The following is a 20,999-nucleotide window of genomic DNA, read 5'->3' on the forward strand; positions in this document are numbered from 1 at the left end:
GGCGTGCCTCGAACGGGTGTGGGCGGCTGTCCCCCTGCCGGGCGGCGACGGCAGGGGGCGGGCCAAGCGCCGTCAGGGGGCCGGGAAGTGGCGCTCCAGACCCTGCCACACCGCGTCGTAGTCCCTCTGCAGGTGTGCGGCCTCGGCTGCCTGGCGGGTGAGGGAGAGGGGCCAGCGGGTCTCGAACATGAAGGCGAGCCCGTCGTCGATCTTCTGCGGCGCCAGCTCGGCCGCCGAGGCCCGCTCGAAGGTCTCCCGGTCAGGGCCGTGCGCCGACATCATGGTGTGCAGCGAGCCGCCGCCGGGCACGAACCCCTCGGCCTTCGCGTCGTAGGCGCCCTCGATCAGGCCCATGTACTCGCTCATCACGTTCCGGTGGAAGTACGGCGGCCTGAACGTGTCCTCGCCCACCAGCCAGCGGGGCGCGAAGACGACGAAGTCCACGCCCGCGAGCCCCGGGGTGTCCGAGGGCGAGGTGAGCACGGTGAAGAGGGAGGGGTCCGGGTGGTCGTAGCTGATGCTGCCCAGGACGTTGAAACGGTGCAGGTCGTAGACGTACGGCACGTGGGTGCCGTGCCAGGCGACCACGTCGAGCGGCGAGTGGTCGTAGACGGCGTGCCACAGGTTGCCGCAGAACTTGGTGACGACCTCGACGGGGCCCTCCGCCTCCTCGTACGCGGCCGAGGGCGCGAGGAAGTCGCGGGGGTTGGCGAGGCCGTTGGCACCGATCGGGCCCAGGTCGGGCAGGGCGAAGGGGCGGCCGTGGTTCTCGCACACGTAGCCGCGTGCGGTCTCCTCCAGCAGCTCCACCCGGAACCGCACCCCGCGCGGGATCAGCGCCACGTGCCCGGGCTCGGCGTGCAGCAGGCCGAACTCGGTACGCAGCAGCAGCCCGCCGCGCTCGGGCACGAGCAGGAGCTCCCCGTCGGCGTCGCTGAAGACCCGGTCGGTCATCGAGGCGTTGGCGGCGTACAGGTGGACGGCCATGCCGCTGCGCTCCCGCGCGTCGCCGTTGCCGCCCAGCGTCCACAGCCCTGCCAGGAAGTCGGTGCCGGGCGCTGGGTCGGGCATCGGGCCCCAGCGCAGCCTGTTGGGGTCGGGGACCGTCTCGTCGAACGGGGTGCCGCGCAGCCCGCCGTTGTCCGTGCGCACGAACCGGGGATGGGCGGCGGAGGGGCGGATGCGGTAGAGCCACGAGCGGCGGTTGTGGGCGCGCGGCTCGGTGAAGGCGGTGCCGCTCACCTGCTCCGCGTACAGGCCGAACGGGGCGCGCTGGGGCGAGTTGCGCCCCGTGGGCAGCGCGCCGGCCACGGCCTCGCTGCTGTGTTCGTTGCCGAACCCCGACAGGTAGGTGAGGGCGGCGGCCTCCTCGCGTGCCCGCTGTCGTGACCGGACTGCCGTCGTGCTGGTCGTGCCCTGGCCCATCGCCAACTCCCGCCGCAGAGAGGAATCCTGTAGGAGACCATAGGAATGCCGCCGGGTCCCGTCAACGCTCTGCCTCCGCCCGTCGCGCCGGGCCCCGGTGACCCACCGCACCCCGACGGCCTGCTGACACCGAGGTGACCCGACAGTAGGTTTGGCCCATGAAGGCACACGACGGCATGTTCATCGACGGCTCGTGGCGGCCCGCGGCAGGATCCGGCACGATCGAGGTCACCAACCCCGCCGACGGCACGCTGCTGGCCACCGTGCCCGCCGGCGGGCACGCGGACGTCGACGCGGCCGTCCGCGCGGCCCGCGCCGCGCTCCCCGGCTGGTCGGCCACGCCGCCGGCCGAGCGCGCGGCGCGGCTCGCGGCGCTCCAGCAGGTCCTCCTCGCCCGGCGCGACGAGATCGCCGAGACGGTCACGGCCGAGCTCGGCTCGCCGCTCACGCTCTCCCGGAAGGTGCACGCCGCGGCCCCGATCGCGGTCAGCGGCAGCTACGCCCAGCTCGCCGCCGAGTACCCGTTCGAGGAGCGGGTGGGCAACTCGCGGGTGCTGCGCGAGCCCGTCGGTGTGGTCGGTGCCATCACCCCGTGGAACTACCCGCTCCACCAGATCGTCGCCAAGGCCGCCCCCGCCCTCGCCGCCGGCTGCACCATGGTGCTCAAACCGGCCGAGGACACCCCGCTGGTCGCCCAGCTGTTCGCCGAGGCGGTGGACGAGGCGGGCGTCCCGGCGGGTGTCTTCAACCTCGTCACGGGGCTCGGCCAGGAAGCGGGCCAGGCGCTGGCCGAGCACGACGGCATCGATCTGCTCTCCTTCACCGGCTCCACCGCCGTCGGCCGCCAGGTGGGCGCGGCGGCGGCGCGCGGTGTCAAGCGGGTCGCCCTCGAACTCGGCGGCAAGTCCGCCAACGTGATCCTGCCCGGCGCCGACCTGGCCAAGGCCGTCAAGGTCGGCGTCGCCAACGTGATGTCCAACTCGGGGCAGACGTGCAGCGCCTGGACCCGGATGCTGGTGGACGCCGAGCGCTACGACGAGGCCGTACGGCTTGCCGCCGACGCGGTGGCCGCCTACGTCACCGGCGACCCGCTGGACGAGGCCACCCGGGTGGGCCCCGTCGTCAACGCCAAGCAGTACGAGCGCGTCACCGGCTACATCAGGCGCGGCCAGGAGGAGGGCGCCCGCATCGTCGCGGGCGGCGCGGAGCGCCCCGAGGGGCGAGAGCGCGGCCACTACGTGCGGCCCACCGTCTTCGCCGACGTCACCCCCGAGATGACCCTCGCGCAAGAGGAGATCTTCGGCCCGGTCCTGTCCGTCCTCAGCTACCAGGACACCGAGGACGCGCTGCGCATCGCCAACGGCACCGTCTACGGGCTGGCCGGCGCCGTGTGGTCAGAGGACGAGGACGAGGCCGTCGCCTTCGCCCGCCGTATGGAGACGGGCCAGGTGGACATCAACGGCGGCCGGTTCAACCCGCTCGCCCCGTTCGGCGGCTACAAGCAGTCGGGTGTCGGGCGGGAGCTGGGCCGGCACGGTCTCGAGGAGTACCTGCAGACCAAGTCCCTCCAGTTCTGACCGGTCCCGCCCCACTCACCCCCTTGGGAGCCACCATGGTCCGCGCCGCCGTCCTGCCCGCCGTCTCGGCCCCGCTGGAGATCACCTCGATCGACCTGCCTGACCCGGGACCCGGGCAGGTGCGCGTGCGGCTCGCCGCCGCGGGGGTCTGCCACTCCGACCTGTCCCTCGCGGGCGGCACGCTGCGCCAGCCCGTACCCGCCGTGCTCGGTCACGAGGGCGCGGGCACCGTCGTCGCCGTGGGCGAGGGCGTGGCCGGGCTCGCGCCGGGCGAGCGCGTGGTGTTCAACTGGGCGCCCAACTGCGGCGCGTGCCACTTCTGCGCCCGCCTGGGCGAGCCGTGGCTGTGCGTGCGGGCCAACGAGGCCACCACCGCCCCCTACGCGCGGACGGCGGGCGGCGAGCCGCTCTACCCCGGGCTGTCCGTCGCCGCTTTCGCCGAGGAGACGGTCGTCCCGCACCGGGCCGTCCTCCCGCTGCCCGACGGCGTGCCGCTCCAGGACGCGGCGCTGCTGGGCTGCGCGATGCTCACCGGGTACGGCGCGGTCCTGCACAGCGCGCGGGTGCGCCCCGGGGAGTCGGTGGCCGTGTACGGCGTGGGCGGCGTCGGGCTCGCCACCCTCCAGGCGGCACGGCTGGCGGGCGCCGGGCGGATCGTCGCGGTGGACGTCTCCGGCGAGAAGGAGGGGCTGGCGCGTGCCGCCGGGGCGACGGACTTCGTACCCGCCACGGACAGGACCGCCAAGGAGGTGCGCGCGCTGACCGAGGGCGGGTACGGCGTGGACGTCGCGCTGGAGTGCGTGGGGCGCGCCGAGACGATCCGCGCGGCCTGGGACTCCACTCGCAGGGGCGGGCGCACCACCGTCGTCGGTATCGGAGGCAAGGACGAGCGGGTGTCCTTCTCCGCGCTGGAGATCTTCCACTTCGCGCGCGCGTTGCGCGGCTGCGTCTACGGCGACTCCGATCCGGCGCGGGACGTACCGCTGCTGGCCGAGCACGTGCGGGAGGGGCGGCTGGACCTCGGGGCGCTGGTGACCGAGCGGATCGCTCTGGAGGAGGTGGGCGCCGCCTTCGACGCCCTGCGCGCCGGGCGCGGCGGGCGCACGCTGGTGGTCTTCTGAGCGGGGGCGGCCCGTGAGGCGGGGCTCTGGAAGACGAGCCCCGGAAGAGGGGCCGTGAGGCGGCGGTGGCGGCCCGGGTGGGCCGCTCACTCCTCCCGCTTCTCGCGGACGACCTTGCCCGTCTCGGTGTCGATCAGGGTGCGCACCTCTTCCGCTTCGGCGCTCGTGCCCGTCGCCGTGCTGACCTCCCACAGGTCGGTGCCCTGCGTGTTCTTCTCGGTGGCGACTTCGGTGAGCTCCTGCTCCGGCAGGCGGCGGGCCGTCTTGCGGACGGCCTGCGGCAGGGAGACGGCGAAGCCGGACAGCCTGCCGGTGGCATCGTCCGGGCGGGTGTCCTCGTGCTTGTCGGTCACCGTGCCGCCGTCGTCGGAGACCGCCACCGTCCACTCGCTGCCGCGCGCCGCGGACAGCTTGATCTCCCACTCGGGTGTGCCCTCGTGGTCGCGTACGAGGTGGTAGGGGGTGCTGTCGGGAACGGCGTCGCGCGCTGTCCGCAGGGCGGTCAGCGCGTGGCGTGCGGAGGGCGGCAGAGCCGAGGGGGACGGGGAGAAGCTCGGGCCCTTCTCGGGGGAGAAGGTGGGGGAGGCGGTCGAGGACTCCTCGCCGGGACCCGCGTACAGCGACGAGTCGGAGGCCTCGCAGGCGGTCAGGCCGCACAGTGCGGCGGCGGCGAGGACGGCGCCCGCCGCCCGCGGTCTCGGACGAACGGCGGCGCCTGTGCGCGAATGTGGCATACGGCTCTCTTTACCGCACGCCGCCGTCCGGGTCCCGCAGCCTCGCCCCCGCCGCTGGGGCGGGTCGCGGCGGCGGAAGCGCTAAGCGGCCGCTCACTGCCGGGGTAGGCTGGCCGGATGACGACGGTCGAGACCGATGAATCGTTCGGTGGCGTCACCCCGGACGCCGCCCGCAGGCTGCTGCTGGGTGCCGTGCAGGCCTTCGCCGAACGCGGGTTCCACGCCACGACGACCCGCGACATCGCCGGCCGCGCGGGCATGAGCCCGGCGGCGCTCTACATCCACTACAAGACCAAGGAAGAGCTGCTCTTCCACATCAGCAGGGTCGGCCACGAGCGCTCCGTCGCGGTGCTGACGGACGCGGCCCAGGGCGCCGAGGCCACGGAGGCCACGGAGGGGGCGGGCGGCGCCGCGCGGGGACCCGCGCCGGAAGAGGGCGCGGGTGGCAGCGCCCCGCGCCTCGCCCGCGCCGTACGGGCCTTCGTGCGCTGGCACGCCGAGCACCACACCACCGCGCGGGTGGTGCAGTACGAGCTCGCGGCGCTCGACGCGGAGCACTACGAGCACATCGTGGCGCTCCGGCGTCGCAGCGAGGAGATCCTGCGCGGCGTGCTCGAAGACGGGGTCGCGACAGGGGAGTTCGACATCCCGGACATCCGCGGTACGGCGCTGGCGGTGATGTCGCTGTGCATCGACGTCGCGCGCTGGTTCAGCCCCGGAGGCCGCCGGACACCGGACGAGATCGGCGCGCTGTACGCCGACCTGGCCCTGCGCATGGCGGGCCACACGGCCTGACCGCGGGAACCGCCCGCCGCCCCGACCGCCGTCCCCACGCCGGGCGGCCCGGCGCTCACCAGTAGTAGCGGCTGAGGCTCTCCGCGACGCACACCGGCTTGTCGGCGTCCTCGCGCTCGACCGTCACCTGCGCGGCGACCTGCACGCCGCCGTCGGACGCCTCGCTCACGTCCGTCAGCGTCACGCGGGCCCGCACGCGGGTTCCGGAGGGCACGGGCGAGGGGAAACGCACCTTGTTGACGCCGTAGTTGACGCCCATCTTCATGCCTTCGACGCGCATGATCTGCGGCACCAGGGCGGGCAGCAGGGAGAGGGTCAGGTAGCCGTGCGCGATCGTGCCGCCGAACGGGCCGCCGGCGGCGCGCTCCGGGTCCACATGGATCCACTGGTGGTCGCCCGTCGCGTCGGCGAACAGATCGATCCGCTTCTGGTCGACCTCGATCCAGTCGCTGCTGCCCAGTTCCTCGCCGACCGCTGCCCGCAGCTCGTCGGCCGAGGTGAAGACCCGTGGTTCCGCCATGGATATGTCCTCCCACGCGCGCTGTGTCATCAAGCGGGATGTGGCTAAGCGGTTGCTCAGCACTCGCGGGTCAGCATGCCAGCCCGTCCCACCGGTACGCCAGCCCCGTCCCGCGGAGCGGGTGGGACCTCGGCGCTGCAAGGGAGACCTCATCCCTGGGAGGGGAGCGGGGAACTGAAACCGAGCCGGGCGGCGGCGCTCGGGCGGTGGGCCCTGCGCGGCTCGCGCCGGCCCGTGCCCTCCGTACGGATCTCCGTGCGCGCACCGCCGGGGTCGAGGCGCAGACCGCGGCGCTGCGGCGGGATCTCGCACACGTCCATCACGGAGATCAGACGGCGCAGTACGTCGGCGAGGCGCGGCGTCGGCGGCTGCGACGGATCGCACCGCAGCAGCGATCTGCCGCCCCAGGTGAGGCGGTGCCACTCGTCCAGCGCCGTCGGTTGTCTGATCCCGTCCCGCTTCTCCCGCTTGCGGCGGGCGGCGACTTCGGACTCGTAACCGAGCCAGACCGCGCGGGCCTCCTCGAGCTCCTCCAGCGCCGCGACGAGCAGCGCGGGATCCGGCTCCCGGTCGTCGGGGTGGAACCCGGCGTTGGCGCACAGGTGCTGCCACGTGGCGCGGTGGCCGTACGGCGCGAACCGCTCCAGGCACTTGCGCAGGGCCTGCCGCCGTTGCGACGGGTCTCTGTCAGGGTCACGGACTTGTCGAGCGAGCGCTCTGAAACCGGCCAATCATCCCACCTCCGGCGGAGAGGACCCGTGTCGTCGAGGATGTGACGTACGACCCCGCGTCGCGGATCCGTCTCCGGCGATGCTTTTTTCGCGCGGGCAGCGCGCAGTTGCTTCGGCGTGGCGGATTACCCCGGAAACGGGCCGCTATTCCTGTAAGGGACGGTTTCCCGCCTCACCGGACGCAGCCGCTTCCGTGCTCTCCACCCGTCACGCGCACGCGCCGCCGCGCGCCGCGCACATCCGGGAGAACGAGCCCTGGCCCACTGTCGTTCCCGAACCTGTGTGGGACCGTCGCCCGGATTGCCGAAGCACCCCTTCCGCAACAACATACCGACTGGTTAGTCTGCCGGGCGGGCACTCCGCCGGCACGACCCGCCGCGCGGCCCGCAACGGGGCCCGAGGAGCACGAGCCCGCACAACTGGGAGGCGCAGCCGATGAAGTCTTTGCGCGACAGTGCCGTCGTCGTCACCGGGGCGGGTGGCGGCATCGGAGCGGCCCTCGCCCGCAGATTCGCCGCCGAGGGCGCCTCGGTCGCCGTGAACGACCTCGACCCCGCGGCCGCCGCGGCCGTCGCCGAGGAGACCGGCGGCACCGCGGTCCCCGGTGACGCCGCCACCGTCGCCTCGCGCGCCCGCGAAGCGCTCGGCGGAACGGTCGACATCTTCTGCGCCAACGCGGGGGTGGGACCCGAGGGCGGTCCCGACTCGCCCGACGCCCTGTGGGACGCCACCTGGGACCTCAACGTCATGGCGCACGTGCGGGCGGCGCGTGAGCTGCTGCCGGGCTGGCTGGAGCGCGGGCAGGGCCGCTTCGTCTCCACCGTCTCGGCGGCCGGCCTGCTGACGATGGTGGGCTCGGCCCCCTACAGCGTCACCAAGCACGCGGCGCTCGCGTTCGCCGAGTGGCTCTCGGTCACCTACCGGCACCGCGGGGTGGACGTCCACGCCATCTGCCCCGAGGGGGTACGCACGGACATGCTCACGACCACAGGAACGGCCGGTGACCTCGTGCTCCGGCCCGGTGCCATCGCCCCGGAAGCCGTCGCCGACGCGCTGTTCGCGGCGTTCGACGACGGCCGGTTCCTCGTCCTGCCGCACCCCACCACACACAGCCTCTACACCGCGCGCGCCGGTGACACGGACACCTGGCTGAGCGGGATGAACCGCTTGCAGCAGAAGGTCGAGCGCGCGCAGGAGCGCGTCCGAGGCGGCGCGGAGACCGAGGCCCGGCCGGCAGCCCGGCCCGAAGCCGAACCGGCAACCGGACAAGCAGCAGCCCAGCCGGCAGCCGAACCCGCAGCCGAACCGGAAGTCGCAGAGGGGGAGCGAGCATGACACCGTCCGGCCTCACCTACGAGGACAAGCCCTGGCTCGCCCAGCTCACCGCCGCACAGCGAACCCCCGTCAGCCCGCCCGAGACGCTGCTGCACGCCTTCCGCGCGGCGGTCGGCGAGGTGCCCGAACGCACCGCGCTCGCCTACTTCGACGGGCGGCTCACCTACGCCGAGACCGACACGCTTTCCGACGGTGTGGCCGCCCACCTGGCCGGGCGCGGGCTGCGGCACGGCGACAGGGTCGCCGTGATGCTGCAGAACACCCCGCACTACGTGCTCGCGCTGCTCGGCGCCTGGAAGGCCGGCGGCACCGTCGTGCCCGTCAACCCGATGTACAAGGAGCGCGAGGTCGCCCACGTGCTCGCCGACGCGGAGGTCGCCGCGCTGGTGTGCTCCGACCGGGCCTGGGAGAGCCGGCTGCGCGCCACCGCCGCGGGCACCGGCGTGCACACCGTCCTGACCGCGTGCGAACGGGACCTGCAGACCCGCGACGACGCCCGCGTACTCGACTTCGCGCGGTGCGCGCCCGCGCACGACGCCACCGACCTGCTCGCCGCCGCGCGCTCCGGCGCGCCCGCACCCGCCGCACGGGAGCTGTCCGGCGCCGACACCGCCCTCATCAGCTACACCTCCGGCACCAGCGGCGCCCCCAAGGGCGCCATGAACACGCACGCGAACATCTCCTTCAACGCGGAACGGCAGCGGGTCGGCTCGGATCTGCCCGAGGGCTCCACCGTCTTCGCGCTGGCGCCCCTGTTCCACATCACCGGCATGGTCGCCCAGCTGTCGGGCTGCCTCGCCAACAGGGGCACGCTGGCGCTCGCCTACCGGTTCGACGCGGGCGTCGTCCTCGACGCCTTCCTGGAGCACCGGCCCGCCTTCACCGTCGGCCCCTCCACCGCGTTCATGGCACTGGCCGCGCACCCGGACGTGACCCGCGCACACTTCAGCTCCTTCCGGCACATCTCCTCGGGCGGCGCACCCCTGCCGCCGGCGCTGGTGGAGAAGTTCCGCGCCGCGTTCGGCCCCTACATCGGCAACGGCTACGGGCTGACCGAGTGCACGGCCCCCTGCGCCTCGGTGCCGCCGGGCAGGGAGGCACCGGTCGACCCCGCCTCCGGCACCCTCGCGGTGGGCGTGCCGGGGCCCGACACCCTCGTACGCATCCTGGACGAGGCGGGCGCGCCGGTTCCCCTCGGAGAGCAGGGCGAGATCGCCGTGCGCGGCCCGCAGGTCGTCCCGGGCTACTGGCGGCGGCCCGAGGCGAGCGCCGCGGCCATCCCGGACGGCGAACTGCGCACCGGCGACATCGGGTTCATGGACCAGGACGGCTGGCTGTACGTCGTCGACCGCAAGAAGGACATGATCAACGCCTCCGGGTTCAAGATCTGGCCCCGTGAGGTCGAGGACGTGCTGTACGCGCACCCCGCCGTCCGCGAGGCCGCCGTCGTCGGCGTCCCGCACGCCTACCGCGGCGAGACCGTCAAGGCGTACGTCAGCCTCCGCGACGGCGGCCAGGCGGCGCCCGAGGAGCTGAGCGCCTACTGCAAGGAGCGGCTGGCCGCCTACAAGTACCCCCGCGAGGTGGAGATCCTGGCCGAGCTTCCCAAGACCACCAGTGGGAAGATCCTGCGGCGGGAGCTGCGTTCCCGTCCGGGGGACGCGTGAGCGTGCGACCGTGCCGGGCCGCGGCGGCCCCGCTCGGTGAACGACGAAGGAGAGGCAGGTGACGGCCATGGCGGCCAGGGCCGGTTCGGCAGGTCGGGACGGTGCGGCGGCGGGCGCGGACGGTTCGGGCGGCACGCCGGCGCCCGTGCCGCAGCGCCTGATGGAGGCCGCCACCCGCCTGTTCGCCCAGCAGGGCTACGACCGCACCTCCGTGCAGGAGATCGTGGAGGCGGCGGGCGTCACCAAGGGCGCCCTCTACCACTACTTCGGTTCCAAGGACGACCTGCTCCACGAGATCTACAGCCGCCTGCTCCGCCTCCAGCAGGAGCGGCTCGACCTGTTCGCCGGGCGGCAGGCCCCCGTCGAGGACCGGCTGCGGCAGGCCGCCGCCGACGTCGTGGTCACCACCATCGACAACCTCGACGACGCCATGATCTTCTTCCGCTCCATGCACCAGCTCTCGCCCGAGAAGCAGAAGCAGGTGCGCGCCGAGCGGCGGCGCTACCACGAGAGGTTCCGCGCGCTGATCGAAGAGGGCCGGCGCGGCGGGGTGTTCAGCGACGTCACCCCCGCCGACCTCGTCGTGGACTACCACTTCGGATCCGTGCACCACCTCAGCAGCTGGTACCGGCCCGGCGGCCGGCTGACCCCCCAGGAGGTGGCAGACCACCTGGCCGACCTGCTGTTGCGCTCCCTGCGTCCCTGACCCGCGGGCACTGTGCGCCCGCCCCGTCAACGAGAGGAAAGTCCGTGCGAGCCTGGCGCGTCCACACCAACGGCGAACCCCGCGACGTGATGCGGCTGGAGGAGATACCCGACCCGGATCCCGGCGAGGGCCAGTTGCTGGTACGGGTGCGGGCCGCCAACGTCAACTATCCGGACGCCCTGCTGTGCCGCGGCGAGTACCAGGTCCGTCCCCCCTTGCCGTTCACGCCCGGCGTCGAGCTGTGCGGCGAGATCGTCGGCGGGCCCCGCGCGGGCGAACGCGTACTCGGGGCGCCCGAGTTGCCCTGCGGCGCCCTCGGTGAGCTGGCCGTCATCGGCGAGGAGAGCGCCAGGCCCGCGCCCGAGGCGCTGGACGACGCGGAGGCCGCCGCCTTGCACGTCGGCTACCAGACGGGATGGTTCGGTCTGCACCGCCGTGCCCGCCTGAGCGAGGGCGAGACCCTGCTCGTGCACGCCGCCGCCGGTGGCGTCGGCAGTGCCGCCGTGCAGCTGGGCAAGGCCGCGGGGGCGCGGGTGGTGGGCGTCGTCGGCGGCGAGGCGAAGGCCGAGGTGGCCCGCGAGCTGGGCTGCGACGTCGTCGTCGACCGGCGCCGCGACGACGTCGTGCGCGCGGTCAAGGAGGCCACCGGCGGCGCGGGTGCCGACGTGGTCTACGACCCGGTGGGCGGTGACGCCTACGCCGCCTCCGCCAAGTGCGTCGCCTTCGAGGGCCGCATCGTGGTCGTCGGCTTCGCGAGCGGTGCCGTGCCCACGCCGGGGCTCAACCACGCGCTGGTCAAGAACTACTCCATCCTGGGTCTCCACTGGGGCCTGTACGCGCAGCGGGACCCCGCCGCGGTCGACAGCTGCCACCGGGAGCTGACCGCTCTCGCGGCCGAGGGCCTGATCAAGCCCCTGGTGAGCGAGCGCGTCGCTCTGGAGGGCGCCGCCGACGCGGTGCAGCGCGTCTTCGACGGCGTCACCACGGGCCGCGTCGTGGTCCTGCCGGGCTGACCGCCCGGGCGGCGTCGCGCACGCCCGCCCACGGGAGCGTCGGCCCCGTGAGCGGGCAGGCGGGATGAGCCGGATCAGCCGACGGCCCGCGCCGCGGCCCTGCCGGCTGTGCGGCCCGAGAAGAGGCAGCCGCCGAGGAAGGTGCCCTCCAGGGAGCGGTAGCCGTGGACGCCGCCGCCGCCGAAGCCCGCGGCCTCCCCGGCGGCGTAGACGCCGGGGAGGGGGTCGCCGCTCTCGGTGAGGACACGGGAGGACAGGTCGGTCTCCAGCCCGCCGAGTGTCTTGCGGGTGAGGATGTTCAGCCGGACGGCGATCAGCGGCCCGGCCGCGGGGTCGAGCAGCCGGTGCGGGGACGCGACGCGGATGAGGCGGTCGCCGAGGTAGCGGCGGGCGCCGTGGACGGCGGTGACCTGCGCGTCCTTGGCGAAGGGGTTGCGGATCTCACGGTCGCGGGCGGTGATCGTACGGCGCAGCGTGTCGGCGTCGATCAGTCCCTCGCCCGTCAGTTCGTTCATGCGGCGTGCCAGTGCGGTCACGTCGCTCTCGATGACGAAGTCGGCGCCGTGTTCCATGAACGCGCGCACGGGCCCTGGCGCGCCGTGCCGGGCCCGCCCGAGGACGTCGCGCACGGACCGCCCGGTCAGGTCGGGGTTCTGCTCGGATCCGGAGAGGGTGAACTCCTTCTCGATGATCTTCTGGCTGAGCACGAACCAGGTGTAGCCGTGCCCGGTGCGCATGATGTGGTCGAGTGTGCCGAGGGTGTCGAAGCCGGGGAAGAGCGGGACGGGCAGCCTCTCGCCCGTGGCGTCCAGCCACAGCGAGGAGGGCCCCGGCAGGATGCGGATGCCGTGCAGGGCCCAGATGGGGTTCCAGTTCTCGATGCCCTCGGTGTAGTGCCACATCCGGTCGCGGTTGATGATCCGCCCGCCCGCCTGTTCGGTGACGCCGAGCATGAGGCCGTCCACGTGCGCCGGCACCCCGGAGAGCATCTTTTCCGGCGGCGTACCCAGCCTCTCGGGCCAGTTGGCGCGCACCAGTTCGTGGTTGCCGCCGATGCCGCCGGAGGTCACGACGACGGCCTGGGCGCGGAGGGAGAAGGTGTCGGCGGTCTCGCGGCTGCTGGCGGTGCCGCGCGGCGCGGCGCTGGGCACCAGCACCTCGCCGGTGACGGTGTCGACCGCGCCGCCGGTCCGCTCCAGGCCGGTCACCCGGTGCCGGAAGCGCAGCTCGACCAGGCCGCGCGCGACACCGGCCCGCACCCGCCGTTCGAACGGTTCGACGAGCCCTGGGCCCGTGCCCCAGGTGATGTGGAAGCGGGGGACCGAGTTGCCGTGCCCGCCCGCGTCGTAGCCGCCGCGCTCGGCCCAGCCGACGACGGGGAAGATCTTCAGGCCCTGGGAGCGGAGCCAGGCGCGCTTCTCGCCGGAGGCGAAGTCGACGTAGGCCTCGGCCCAGCGGCGCGGCCAGTGGTCCTCGGGCCGGTCGAACCCCGCGGTGCCGAGCCAGTCCTGCCAGGCGAGCTCGCGGCTGTCCTTGACGCGCATCCTGCGCTGTTCGGGGGAGTCGACGAAGAAGAGGCCGCCGAAGGACCAGTGCGCCTGGCCGCCGAGCGCCTGTTCGGGTTCCTGGTCGAGCAGGATGACGCGGCGTCCCGCCTCGGCGAGTTCGGCGGTCGCGGCGAGCCCCGCGAGCCCGGCTCCGATCACGATCACATCGGCGTCGTACGCCATGCTCCCACCTCTTTGTCGACGCGTGTCCCGCACTGGTGACCGGAGAGTAACCTCCGGGTCCGCCCGCGCACACCCCTCCTGCCCCGCGCGGTACGGGGGGGCGGTGCTTGGATGGGCGTATGACGGAGCGGGCGCGCGCGGCGGACGAGCTGCTGGACATCGTGGACGAACGAGACCGGGTCGTCGGGCAGCGGCCGCGCGGTGAGGTCTACGCCGAGCGGTTGCGGCACCGCAGCACCTCCATCCGGGTGCGCGACGCGCACGGCCGGCTCTTCGTGCACCGCCGCACCCCCACCAAACTGATCTTCCCGGGGATGTACGACGTGGTGGTGGGCGGCGTCGTCGGCGCGGGCGAGGACTACGACACGGCTGCGCTGCGCGAGGCGGAGGAGGAGCTGGGCGTCGAGGGGCTGCCGATGCCCGAGCGGCGCACCACGTTCCTGTTCGAGACGCCCGAGCACTCCTGGTTCCTCGCGGTCTACGAGGTCGTGTGCACGCTGCCCGTCCGGCCGCAGGCGGAAGAGGTCGCGTGGTGGGACTTCCTCGCGGAGGAGGAGCTGGAGCGGCGGCTTGCGGGGTGGGAGCGGGACGGTCTGGTCGTGCCCGACGGGCTGGAGTGCCATCGCCGGCTCTCGGCGCTCTGAGGCGAGCCAGGCAGGATCCGCGCGCAAGGCGCGGGCAGGTGTCCCGGCGCGAGATTGCCGCAGGTCACCGCGTACGGTTGAGCCATGCGCGACCGGTTTTCGGCGTCCGTCAGGCTGTGGTTCGCCCCCCAGCGGCTCAGGGAGGAGGGCACCACGCCCGACTACCGCTTCTCGCTCGCCAACGAGCGCACCTTCCTCGCCTGGATCCGCACTTCGCTGGCCCTGGTCGCGGGCGGGATCGCGGTGGACCAGTTCCTGACGGGGCTGCGGTGGGGCGTGCGCACGACGGTGGCGATCGTGCTGCTGGCGGGCGCGGTGCTGTGCGCCTTCCGCGCCGTGAACCACTGGGTGCGCTGCGAGCGCGCCATGCGGCGCGGTGAGGACCTGCCCGCCTCCCGCTTCCCCGTGCTGCTCGCGGCGGCCACGGCCGCGGCGGCGGTGCTGGTGATCGCCGTCGTCGTGCTGGGGCTGGGGGGCCGGTGACGCCCACGCCCGGCGGGGTGCCCGCGGACGAGCGCGACGAGCCGGCGCCGCGTGACCCCGGCGCACAACCCGAGCGCACCTGGTTCGCCTGGCGCCGTACGACGCTCACGTTCGCCGTCTCCGTCGCGCTGGCGGCCCGGGTGGCCGCCGAGCAGCGGACGGGTACCGCCGTGGCGGCGGCCGCTGTCGGGGTACTCGCCTGGCTCGGCCTGCTGCTGACGGCACACCGCAGGATCGGCGCGCTCTCCGGTGCCCGCCCGTCCCCCATGGGCGCCGTCCAGGTCGTGGGGACACTGGTCTGTGTGCTGGTGCTGGTCGTGGTGGGAGGAGTGCTGCTGTGAACCGTGGAGTGAACCCGTGCGAGCCGCTCGTCGTGGTGATGGGCGTGTCAGGGTCCGGCAAGAGCACCGTGGGGGAGTGGCTGGCGGACGCGCTCGGCGTGCCGTTCGCCGACGCGGACGCCTTCCACCCCCGCCACAACATCGAGAAGATGTCCGCCGGCGTTCCGCTGGACGACGCCGACCGGGCTCCGTGGCTGGACGCGATGGCCGGCTGGCTCGCCCGGCACGGCGAGGGCGGGGCCGTGCTGGTGTGCTCCGCACTCAAGCACCGCTACCGCGACCGGCTGCGGCAGGCCTCCGCGCGGCTCTTCTTCCTCCACATGGAGGGTCCCTTCGAGTTGATCGCCGAGCGGGTGGCTCGGCGCGAGGGCCACTTCATGCCGCCGAGCCTGCTGCGCTCCCAGTTCGAGGCGCTGGAGCCGCTGGGGGACGACGAGCGGGGCGCGGCGGTCTCGGTGGCGGGTACGCCGGAGGAGACCAGGGCCGAGGCGCTGGCGGAGCTGGAGCGCGCCGGGGTCTGCTGAGGCGCGGGTCTCCGGCGCGCCCTGCGGGGTTCCGCGGCGCCGCCCCTCGTTTCCCCTCAGCCTCACCCGCCACCTCCGTCTCACCCATCCCCTCTGTCCCTCCCATCCCCTCTGTCTCTTTCGTCCCGTTCGTGTGCGGAACGGTGTGCGTTACACCGCTTTCCGCCCGAAGTCCGATGACAGGCACACGGGTGGCGCTCTAGCCTTCGTGCCATGCCCATGGGTGACAACGAGCCGCTGTTCGTACGCGACGAGCGTTCCAGGAACGGCTACGTCCTCAACCACCGCAACCCCTCGGGGCTCGCCCTGATCGTGGTGCTCACGGTCGGCGTGCTGATCCTGGCCGTGGTCGCGCTCGGCTGACGGCGGCCGCCGCCGGCGCCCCTGTGTGACGCGGCCGCGCCGCGGCGAAGAATTTCGGGACACCGGGGACGTATGGGGCGGCAGGCCGGTGCTCCGCGCCGTCCCCTCTGGACGCCATACCGACTAGTCGGCATGATCGGAGGCGACCGATGCCGAAGGAGCGCACGATGAGCGAACAGAACCCGCCCGGCCTCGATCTGGCGCGGCTGGCCGCGCACCTGGAGCGGGAGCGGCCCGGCCTCGTACGGGGCCCGCTGAGCGCCGAGGTGGTCCAGGGCGGTCGCTCGAACCTGACGTACCGGGTCACCGACGGGGTCGGCCGCTGGATCGTGCGCCGCCCCCCGCTCGGCCACGTCCTGGCCACGGCACACGACATGGCCCGCGAACACCGCGTCATCAGCGCGCTGCGCGACACCCCCGTACCCGTGCCGGGGACCGTGCTGCTGTGCGAGGACCCGGACGTGCTCGGGGCGCCCTTCTACGTCATGGAGCACGTCGAGGGCACCCCCTACCGCACGGCCGGGCAGCTCGCCCCGCTCGGCCCCGAGCGCACCCGCGAGGTCGTCCTCGCCCTGCCCGAGACGCTGGTGGCCCTGCACTCCGTGGACCCCGAAGCGGTCGGGCTCGGCGACTTCGGGCGCCCCGAGGGGTTCTTGGAGCGGCAGCTGCGCAGGTGGGGCAAGCAGCTGGAGGCGTCCCGCAGCCGGGAGCTGGCGGGCATGGACGAGCTGCGCGGCGCGCTGGGCGAGGCGCAGCCCGTCTCACCCGCGCCCACGGTCGTGCACGGCGACTTCCGCCTCGACAACGTGCTGGTGGACGCCGGCGACCAGGTGGCCGCGGTGCTCGACTGGGAGATGTCCACCCTCGGCGACCCGCTGACCGACCTGGGCCTGCTGGCCATGTACAGCGAGCGCCAGGACGTCCCCGACTCGCCCGTCAGCACGACCGGCACCGCGCCGGGGCACCCCTCGGCCGCCGAGCTGATCGAGCGCTATGCCCGGCTCTCGGGACGGGATGTGACCCGCGTCAACTGGTACACGGCGTTCGCCTACTTCAAGCTCGCCGTGATCCTGGAGGGCATCCACTACCGCTTCACGCTCGGCCAGACCGTCGGCGCCGGCTTCGACCGGATCGGGGAACTCGTCCCGGTCTTCATCGACAACGGACTCACCACACTGCGGAAGGGCTGAGCAGGCGCATGGACTTCGCATACGACGCGCGGACCGAGGAGCTTCGCGAGCGGCTGCTCGCCTTCATGGACGAACACGTGCTCCCGGCCGAAGAGGTGGCCGGCGAGCAGCGCGCCTCACTGGACTCGCCCTGGCAGACCCCGCCCGTCGTCGAGGAGCTCAAGGCCACGGCGCGACAGCTGGGCCTGTGGAACCTCTTCTTCGTAGACGAGCACAGCTTCGTAGACGAGCACAGCTTCGTAGACGAGCACAGCTTCGTGGACGAGCACAGCGCGTCGGGCGAGAAGCACGGCGCGGGCCTCACCAACCTCCAGTACGCGCCGCTGGCCGAGATCACGGGGCGCAGCCCGCAGCTCGCGCCGACCGCGCTCAACTGCGCCGCGCCCGACACCGGCAACATGGAGCTGCTGGCCCAGTTCGGCTCGGCCGAGCAGCGCGAGCGGTGGCTGGAGCCGCTGCTGGCGGGCGAGATCCGCTCCGCGTTCGCGATGACAGAACCGGAGGTGGCCTCCTCGGACGCCACCAACATCGCCACCCGTATCCGGCGGGACGGCGAGGGGGGTTACGTCATCTCCGGACGCAAGTGGTACATCTCGGGTGCCATGAACCCGGACTGCAAGGTCTTCATCGTCATGGGAAAGACCGATCCGGACGGCGAGGACGTGCGCCGCCAGCAGTCCATGGTGCTCGTCCCGCGCGACACCCCGGGCGTCGAGGTGCGCCGCGCCATGTCGGTCTACGGCTACGAGGACCACTACCACGGGGGCCACGCGGAGGTCCTCTTCCACGACGTACGGGTGCCGGCGGCCAACCTGATCGGCGAGGAGGGCGGCGGCTTCGCCATCGCGCAGGCCCGCCTGGGCCCGGGCCGCATCCACCACTGCATGCGGCTGATCGGCATGGCCGAGCGGGCGATCGAGCTGATGTGCCGGCGGGCCGTGGAGCGCTCCGCGTTCGGCAAGCCGCTGGCCCGCCAGGGCGTGGTCCACGAGTGGATCGCCGACGCGCGGGTGCAGGTCGAGCAGTTGCGGCTGCTCGTGCTCAAAACGGCCTGGCTGATGGACACGGTCGGCAACCGCGGTGCCCACACCGAGATCCAGGCCATCAAGATCGCCACCCCGCGGGCCGTGGTGCGCATCATCGACGACGCCGTACAGCTGCACGGCGCGGGCGGGGTCTCGCAGGACTTCCCCCTCGCCGAGCTGTGGGCGGCGGCGCGCACCCTGCGGCTGGCCGACGGCCCCGACGAGGTGCACCAGCGTTCGCTGGCCCGGCGGGAGCTGAAGCGCTACCTGTGACGGGCCCGGCCCGGCCCCTCGGGGGCCGGGCCGCAAGGGCTGCCTCCGGTCGGGGGAACGCCGCGTCGCCTCAACTCCCCTGCGAGTGAGCGGAGTCGACCGTATCGAACGAAGTCGACCGATGTCGCTCACCGAGGACCGGCGACTGCCCGGGCTGCGAACTCCGGTGATCACACGCTGACTTGACGTGATCGCCTGCGTCGGGTTGGGTGATCGGCGACCATGACTCCTCCACCACCGCCGCTCACTTTCCGACGTTCCCCGGACGGCAGGCGGCCCGACCCCGCACTGGACGACGCCCCGTTACGCACGGCCCGCGACGCCTTCGTCCAGGGCCACTGGGCCGAGGCCAGGACCCTCCTGCAGGAGACCGGCCACGACTGGGACCTGCGCGGCCACCGCGTCATCTGCCTGGCCCGGACACCCGCGGGCGAGGCGTGGACCCGCGAGTGGCAGCTGGCCGAGCCCGACAGCCAGGACGCCGCCCTGCTCCTCGCTTGCGCCATGGCGACGCGCGCCGCCGGGGGCAGGGGCGACGCCAACGCCGCCCGCGTGGCCCTCGACGCCGCCGCCCGCGCGGCCCCCCACGACCCCACCCCCTGGCTCGCGCTACTCCTGCTGTTCCGCGAGACCGCCACCCCGCCCGACTGCCGCCACCCCTTCGGCGAGCTGCACGCGCGCCACCCCGAGCACCACCACGGGCACCATCTGATGGCCGCCGCGCTGGCCGAGGAGGGCCGCGGCGTCTACGACTTCGCCGCCCAGGCCGCCGAACGCGCCCCCGCCGACTCGCCGCTCGCCCTGCTGCCCGTCACCGCCCACGCCCAGCGCTTCCGCGTCCTGGCCGCCCGGGGCGAGGTCCCGCCCGATCCGACCGCGGCAGGGCACTGGCACGGACGCCATCCGCGGCGCATCGTCGAGACCGCCTTCAACTGGTGGCTGGAGTGGGGCGCCGAGGACCGCAACCCGCGCCGCCTCATCGACCTCAACCACCTGGCTTACGCCAAGTTCCACGAGGGGAGGATGGCCGAGGCGGCCGCCCTCTTCCAGCGGATCGGTCCCCATCCGACGCGCGAACCGTGGGCGTTCTCGGGCCGCGAGCCCCACAAGGCGTTCCGCGCCGCGCACCGGACGGCCCTGGGAGCCGCCTGAGCGGACCGCACCACCCCCGCACGCACCCCCCACCCGAGCACCACAGGACGTCCCGGAAGGAATCCCGCCATGCTCACGGGCAGCCGGCCGAGTGGCAGCAGTCAGGAGATCAGCACCTACCGGGGCCAGGACCAGGCGTCCTTGCGGGCGGGACGGCTGGGCACGACGGGGCTGCTGCTGTCCGTCCTGGCCGCGACCGCGCCCCTGATGACCGTCGCGGGGGTGATGGCCACGACCTACGCCGTCATGGGCGTCGTGGGTCTGCCGCTGCTCTTCGTGATCCTCGGCGTCCTCATGGCGCTGTTCGGCATCGGGTACGCCGAGATGAGCCGCCACGTGCACAACGCGGGCGCCTTCTACGCCTACATCGCCCGGGGCCTTGGCGGGCTCGCCGGAGCCTGCGCCTCCTACGTGGCGCTCGTCGCCTACAGCGCGCTCCAGGTCGGGGTCTACGGCATCTTCGGCTTCGAGGTCGCCGGGCTGCTGGAGAAGTTCTTCGCGGTGAGCGTCGCCTGGTGGATCCCGTCGCTGGCCGCTCTCGTGATGACCGGGGTGCTGGGCGCGCGCAAGATCGACCTGAACGCGAAGGTCGTGGGGGTCGTACTGATCTGCGAGGTGCTGCTCGTCCTGGTCATCGACGTCGCCTACGCCGCCGACCCCGGGCCGCAGGGCCTCTCGCTGCACGCCTTCGACCCGGACACGCTCACCGGGGCCGGACTGGGCACGGCCCTGTGCTTCACCGTCGCCGCGTTCCTCGGCTTCGAACAGGCGCCCGTCTACGCGGAGGAGACCGACCGGCCGCAGACCGTCGTGCGCCGAGTGATGTTCCTGGCCGTCGGCATCATCGCCGTCTTCTACGCGGTGACGGCCTGGCTCATCAGCGTCGCCACGGGGCCCGACGGGGTGGTGGCCGCCGCGCGCCAGGAGAGCTCGGGGCTCATCTTCACCCTCGCCGAGCCCCGCCTGGGGACCGTCTTCACCGACGTGCTGCACGTCTTCTTCGTCACCGGCGCCTTCGGCTGCATGCTCGCCTTCCACAACGTGGTGGCGCGCTACGCCTTCGCCATGGGACGCGAGGGGCTGCTGCCGCGCGCGGTGGGCCGGGCCTCCGCGGGCACGGGGGCGCCCGCGCTCGGCTCGCTGCTCCAGACGCTGGTGTCCGCCGTGGTCGTCGCCGCCTTCGTCGCCGTCGACGACAAGCCGCACGGCGACCCGAGCGCACCGGTCCTCCACCTGTTCACCTGGATGGGCAACGTCGGCGCGCTCGGTGTCATCCTGCTGATGACCGTCACCTCGATCGCCGTCATCGTCTTCTTCGCCCGGCGCGGCTCCGCCGGGGCGCAGGCCGGACGGCTGGTCTGCTCGGCGCTGGCCGCCGTCGGACTCGGCTTCGTCTTCGGCTACGCCGTCAAGGACTTCGACGTACTGGTCGGTGCCGCGTCGGGTTCGGCGCTCGGCTGGGTGCTGCCCGGCATCATCGGCGCCGCGGCCGTCGTCGGCCTGACCGTCGGCCTGGTGCTGCGGGCCCGCGCCCCGCACACCTTCGCCCGCATCGGGCAGGGCAACGAGGCCTTCCGCCTGGACCAGGCCGCGGGCCGGCAGCAGGACCGGTGAACCGCGCCCGGGCAGCCGGCCGGCGGCGGGTCAGCG

At 73.5% G+C, this 20,999-nt stretch carries 20 protein-coding genes and 2 pseudogenes; 17 read left to right on the plus strand and 5 right to left on the minus strand.

The window, feature by feature from the left end:
• Nucleotides 1–72 precede the first annotated feature (72 nt).
• On the minus strand, nucleotides 73–1,425 hold the full coding sequence (gene hmgA / locus DTL70_RS03680; protein ID WP_114020373.1) for a homogentisate 1,2-dioxygenase: 1,353 nt from the start codon (nucleotides 1,423–1,425) through the stop codon (nucleotides 73–75).
• 158 nt (nucleotides 1,426–1,583) lie between these two features.
• Here hmgA and DTL70_RS03685 point away from each other — a divergent pair, with 158 nt between their 5' ends.
• On the plus strand, nucleotides 1,584–3,002 hold the full coding sequence (locus tag DTL70_RS03685; protein ID WP_114020374.1) for an aldehyde dehydrogenase family protein: 1,419 nt from the start codon (nucleotides 1,584–1,586) through the stop codon (nucleotides 3,000–3,002).
• Between the two features lie 35 nt (nucleotides 3,003–3,037).
• A complete protein-coding gene (locus DTL70_RS03690) occupies nucleotides 3,038–4,123 on the plus strand; it encodes a Zn-dependent alcohol dehydrogenase (RefSeq protein WP_114020375.1) in 1,086 nt (361 codons plus the stop codon).
• Between the two features lie 86 nt (nucleotides 4,124–4,209).
• Here the strand turns inward: DTL70_RS03690 and DTL70_RS03695 are convergent, their stop codons facing one another.
• Complete coding sequence (locus DTL70_RS03695; RefSeq protein WP_114020376.1) at nucleotides 4,210–4,857, minus strand: hypothetical protein; 648 nt, start codon at nucleotides 4,855–4,857, stop codon at nucleotides 4,210–4,212.
• A 117-nt stretch (nucleotides 4,858–4,974) separates the two neighbouring features.
• Between DTL70_RS03695 and DTL70_RS03700 the strand changes: the two genes are divergently transcribed.
• Nucleotides 4,975–5,652: a TetR/AcrR family transcriptional regulator gene (locus DTL70_RS03700; RefSeq protein WP_114020377.1), complete on the plus strand. Its 678-nt coding sequence runs from the start codon at nucleotides 4,975–4,977 to the stop codon at nucleotides 5,650–5,652.
• 55 nt (nucleotides 5,653–5,707) lie between these two features.
• Here DTL70_RS03700 and DTL70_RS03705 read toward each other — a convergent pair whose 3' ends face one another.
• Together DTL70_RS03705 and DTL70_RS03710 are read right to left on the minus strand one after the other, a co-directional pair.
• Nucleotides 5,708–6,172 carry a MaoC family dehydratase gene (locus DTL70_RS03705; protein WP_114020378.1) on the minus strand — a complete coding sequence of 155 codons (465 nt, stop codon included), beginning with the start codon at nucleotides 6,170–6,172 and terminating at the stop codon, nucleotides 5,708–5,710.
• A 149-nt stretch (nucleotides 6,173–6,321) separates the two neighbouring features.
• Nucleotides 6,322–6,903 (minus strand): hypothetical protein, encoded by a 582-nt coding sequence (locus DTL70_RS03710; RefSeq protein ID WP_114020379.1) that lies wholly within the window; start codon nucleotides 6,901–6,903, stop codon nucleotides 6,322–6,324.
• 435 nt (nucleotides 6,904–7,338) lie between these two features.
• Here DTL70_RS03710 and DTL70_RS03715 point away from each other — a divergent pair, with 435 nt between their 5' ends.
• The 4 genes from DTL70_RS03715 to DTL70_RS03730 all read left to right on the plus strand — a co-directional run bounded on the left by DTL70_RS03715 (nucleotide 7,339) and on the right by DTL70_RS03730 (nucleotide 11,624).
• Nucleotides 7,339–8,238, plus strand: coding sequence for an SDR family oxidoreductase (locus DTL70_RS03715; protein WP_114020380.1), 900 nt, complete (start codon nucleotides 7,339–7,341; stop codon nucleotides 8,236–8,238).
• Nucleotides 8,235–9,905, plus strand: a complete 1,671-nt coding sequence (locus DTL70_RS03720) for an AMP-binding protein (RefSeq protein ID WP_114020381.1) — start codon at nucleotides 8,235–8,237, stop codon at nucleotides 9,903–9,905. The genes DTL70_RS03715 and DTL70_RS03720 overlap by 4 nt, the downstream gene beginning before the upstream one ends.
• 160 nt (nucleotides 9,906–10,065) lie before the next feature.
• A complete protein-coding gene (locus tag DTL70_RS03725; RefSeq protein ID WP_114020666.1) occupies nucleotides 10,066–10,611 on the plus strand; it encodes a TetR/AcrR family transcriptional regulator in 546 nt (181 codons plus the stop codon).
• A 44-nt stretch (nucleotides 10,612–10,655) separates the two neighbouring features.
• A complete protein-coding gene (locus tag DTL70_RS03730) occupies nucleotides 10,656–11,624 on the plus strand; it encodes an NADPH:quinone oxidoreductase family protein (protein WP_114020382.1) in 969 nt (322 codons plus the stop codon).
• A gap of 74 nt (nucleotides 11,625–11,698) precedes the next feature.
• On the opposite strand, the gene DTL70_RS03735 is transcribed toward DTL70_RS03730, so the two are convergent.
• Entirely contained in the window at nucleotides 11,699–13,354 is a 1,656-nt protein-coding gene (locus tag DTL70_RS03735) for an FAD-binding dehydrogenase (RefSeq protein ID WP_114020383.1), read from the minus strand.
• A 119-nt stretch (nucleotides 13,355–13,473) separates the two neighbouring features.
• Between DTL70_RS03735 and DTL70_RS03740 the strand changes: the two genes are divergently transcribed.
• From DTL70_RS03740 to DTL70_RS03775, 10 genes and pseudogenes are all read left to right on the plus strand, one after another.
• The gene (locus DTL70_RS03740) at nucleotides 13,474–13,998 is read left to right on the plus strand and encodes an NUDIX domain-containing protein (RefSeq protein WP_114020384.1); all 525 of its coding nucleotides are present in this window, start codon (nucleotides 13,474–13,476) and stop codon (nucleotides 13,996–13,998) included.
• Between the two features lie 84 nt (nucleotides 13,999–14,082).
• A complete protein-coding gene (locus DTL70_RS03745) occupies nucleotides 14,083–14,481 on the plus strand; it encodes a YidH family protein (RefSeq protein ID WP_114020385.1) in 399 nt (132 codons plus the stop codon).
• Nucleotides 14,478–14,822 (plus strand): DUF202 domain-containing protein, encoded by a 345-nt coding sequence (locus DTL70_RS03750; RefSeq protein ID WP_245978975.1) that lies wholly within the window; start codon nucleotides 14,478–14,480, stop codon nucleotides 14,820–14,822. Before DTL70_RS03745 ends, DTL70_RS03750 begins: the two co-directional genes overlap by 4 nt.
• A 38-nt stretch (nucleotides 14,823–14,860) precedes the next feature.
• Complete coding sequence (locus tag DTL70_RS03755) at nucleotides 14,861–15,346, plus strand: gluconokinase (RefSeq protein ID WP_114020668.1); 486 nt, start codon at nucleotides 14,861–14,863, stop codon at nucleotides 15,344–15,346.
• Between the two features lie 213 nt (nucleotides 15,347–15,559).
• Nucleotides 15,560–15,709, plus strand: coding sequence for a hypothetical protein (locus DTL70_RS33400; RefSeq protein WP_181860766.1), 150 nt, complete (start codon nucleotides 15,560–15,562; stop codon nucleotides 15,707–15,709).
• A 167-nt stretch (nucleotides 15,710–15,876) separates the two neighbouring features.
• Complete coding sequence (locus DTL70_RS03760) at nucleotides 15,877–16,899, plus strand: phosphotransferase family protein (RefSeq protein WP_114020669.1); 1,023 nt, start codon at nucleotides 15,877–15,879, stop codon at nucleotides 16,897–16,899.
• Between the two features lie 8 nt (nucleotides 16,900–16,907).
• A pseudogene (locus tag DTL70_RS35065) lies at nucleotides 16,908–17,108 on the plus strand (acyl-CoA dehydrogenase); the annotation flags it as partial.
• 78 nt (nucleotides 17,109–17,186) lie between these two features.
• Nucleotides 17,187–18,197 (plus strand): annotated as a pseudogene (locus DTL70_RS03765) (acyl-CoA dehydrogenase family protein); the annotation flags it as partial.
• Between the two features lie 222 nt (nucleotides 18,198–18,419).
• A complete protein-coding gene (locus DTL70_RS03770) occupies nucleotides 18,420–19,349 on the plus strand; it encodes a hypothetical protein (RefSeq protein ID WP_114020387.1) in 930 nt (309 codons plus the stop codon).
• A gap of 69 nt (nucleotides 19,350–19,418) precedes the next feature.
• Complete coding sequence (locus DTL70_RS03775; protein ID WP_114020388.1) at nucleotides 19,419–20,963, plus strand: APC family permease; 1,545 nt, start codon at nucleotides 19,419–19,421, stop codon at nucleotides 20,961–20,963.
• The last annotated feature ends 36 nt before the right edge of the window (nucleotides 20,964–20,999 follow it).

The organism is Streptomyces diacarni (assembly GCF_003323715.1).
Classification (GTDB): Bacteria; Actinomycetota; Actinomycetes; order Streptomycetales; family Streptomycetaceae; genus Streptomyces; species Streptomyces diacarni.

What these genes read in the sequence shown, in the direction of transcription:
- DTL70_RS03770 (WP_114020387.1), top strand. Translation starts at nt 18,420, where the DNA reads ATGACTCCTCCACCACCGCCGCTCACTTTCCGACGTTCCCCGGACGGC.
- DTL70_RS03705 (WP_114020378.1), bottom strand. Translation starts at nt 6,172, where the DNA reads ATGGCGGAACCACGGGTCTTCACCTCGGCCGACGAGCTGCGGGCAGCG.
- DTL70_RS03725 (WP_114020666.1), top strand. Translation starts at nt 10,066, where the DNA reads ATGGAGGCCGCCACCCGCCTGTTCGCCCAGCAGGGCTACGACCGCACC.
- DTL70_RS03760 (WP_114020669.1), top strand. Translation starts at nt 15,877, where the DNA reads ATGAGCGAACAGAACCCGCCCGGCCTCGATCTGGCGCGGCTGGCCGCG.
- DTL70_RS03720 (WP_114020381.1), top strand. Translation starts at nt 8,235, where the DNA reads ATGACACCGTCCGGCCTCACCTACGAGGACAAGCCCTGGCTCGCCCAG.
- DTL70_RS03740 (WP_114020384.1), top strand. Translation starts at nt 13,474, where the DNA reads ATGACGGAGCGGGCGCGCGCGGCGGACGAGCTGCTGGACATCGTGGAC.
- DTL70_RS03775 (WP_114020388.1), top strand. Translation starts at nt 19,419, where the DNA reads ATGCTCACGGGCAGCCGGCCGAGTGGCAGCAGTCAGGAGATCAGCACC.
- DTL70_RS03745 (WP_114020385.1), top strand. Translation starts at nt 14,083, where the DNA reads ATGCGCGACCGGTTTTCGGCGTCCGTCAGGCTGTGGTTCGCCCCCCAG.
- DTL70_RS03685 (WP_114020374.1), top strand. Translation starts at nt 1,584, where the DNA reads ATGAAGGCACACGACGGCATGTTCATCGACGGCTCGTGGCGGCCCGCG.
- DTL70_RS03755 (WP_114020668.1), top strand. Translation starts at nt 14,861, where the DNA reads ATGGGCGTGTCAGGGTCCGGCAAGAGCACCGTGGGGGAGTGGCTGGCG.
- DTL70_RS03690 (WP_114020375.1), top strand. Translation starts at nt 3,038, where the DNA reads ATGGTCCGCGCCGCCGTCCTGCCCGCCGTCTCGGCCCCGCTGGAGATC.
- DTL70_RS33400 (WP_181860766.1), top strand. Translation starts at nt 15,560, where the DNA reads ATGCCCATGGGTGACAACGAGCCGCTGTTCGTACGCGACGAGCGTTCC.
- DTL70_RS03695 (WP_114020376.1), bottom strand. Translation starts at nt 4,857, where the DNA reads ATGCCACATTCGCGCACAGGCGCCGCCGTTCGTCCGAGACCGCGGGCG.
- DTL70_RS03735 (WP_114020383.1), bottom strand. Translation starts at nt 13,354, where the DNA reads ATGGCGTACGACGCCGATGTGATCGTGATCGGAGCCGGGCTCGCGGGG.
- DTL70_RS03715 (WP_114020380.1), top strand. Translation starts at nt 7,339, where the DNA reads ATGAAGTCTTTGCGCGACAGTGCCGTCGTCGTCACCGGGGCGGGTGGC.
- hmgA (WP_114020373.1), bottom strand. Translation starts at nt 1,425, where the DNA reads ATGGGCCAGGGCACGACCAGCACGACGGCAGTCCGGTCACGACAGCGG.
- DTL70_RS03700 (WP_114020377.1), top strand. Translation starts at nt 4,975, where the DNA reads ATGACGACGGTCGAGACCGATGAATCGTTCGGTGGCGTCACCCCGGAC.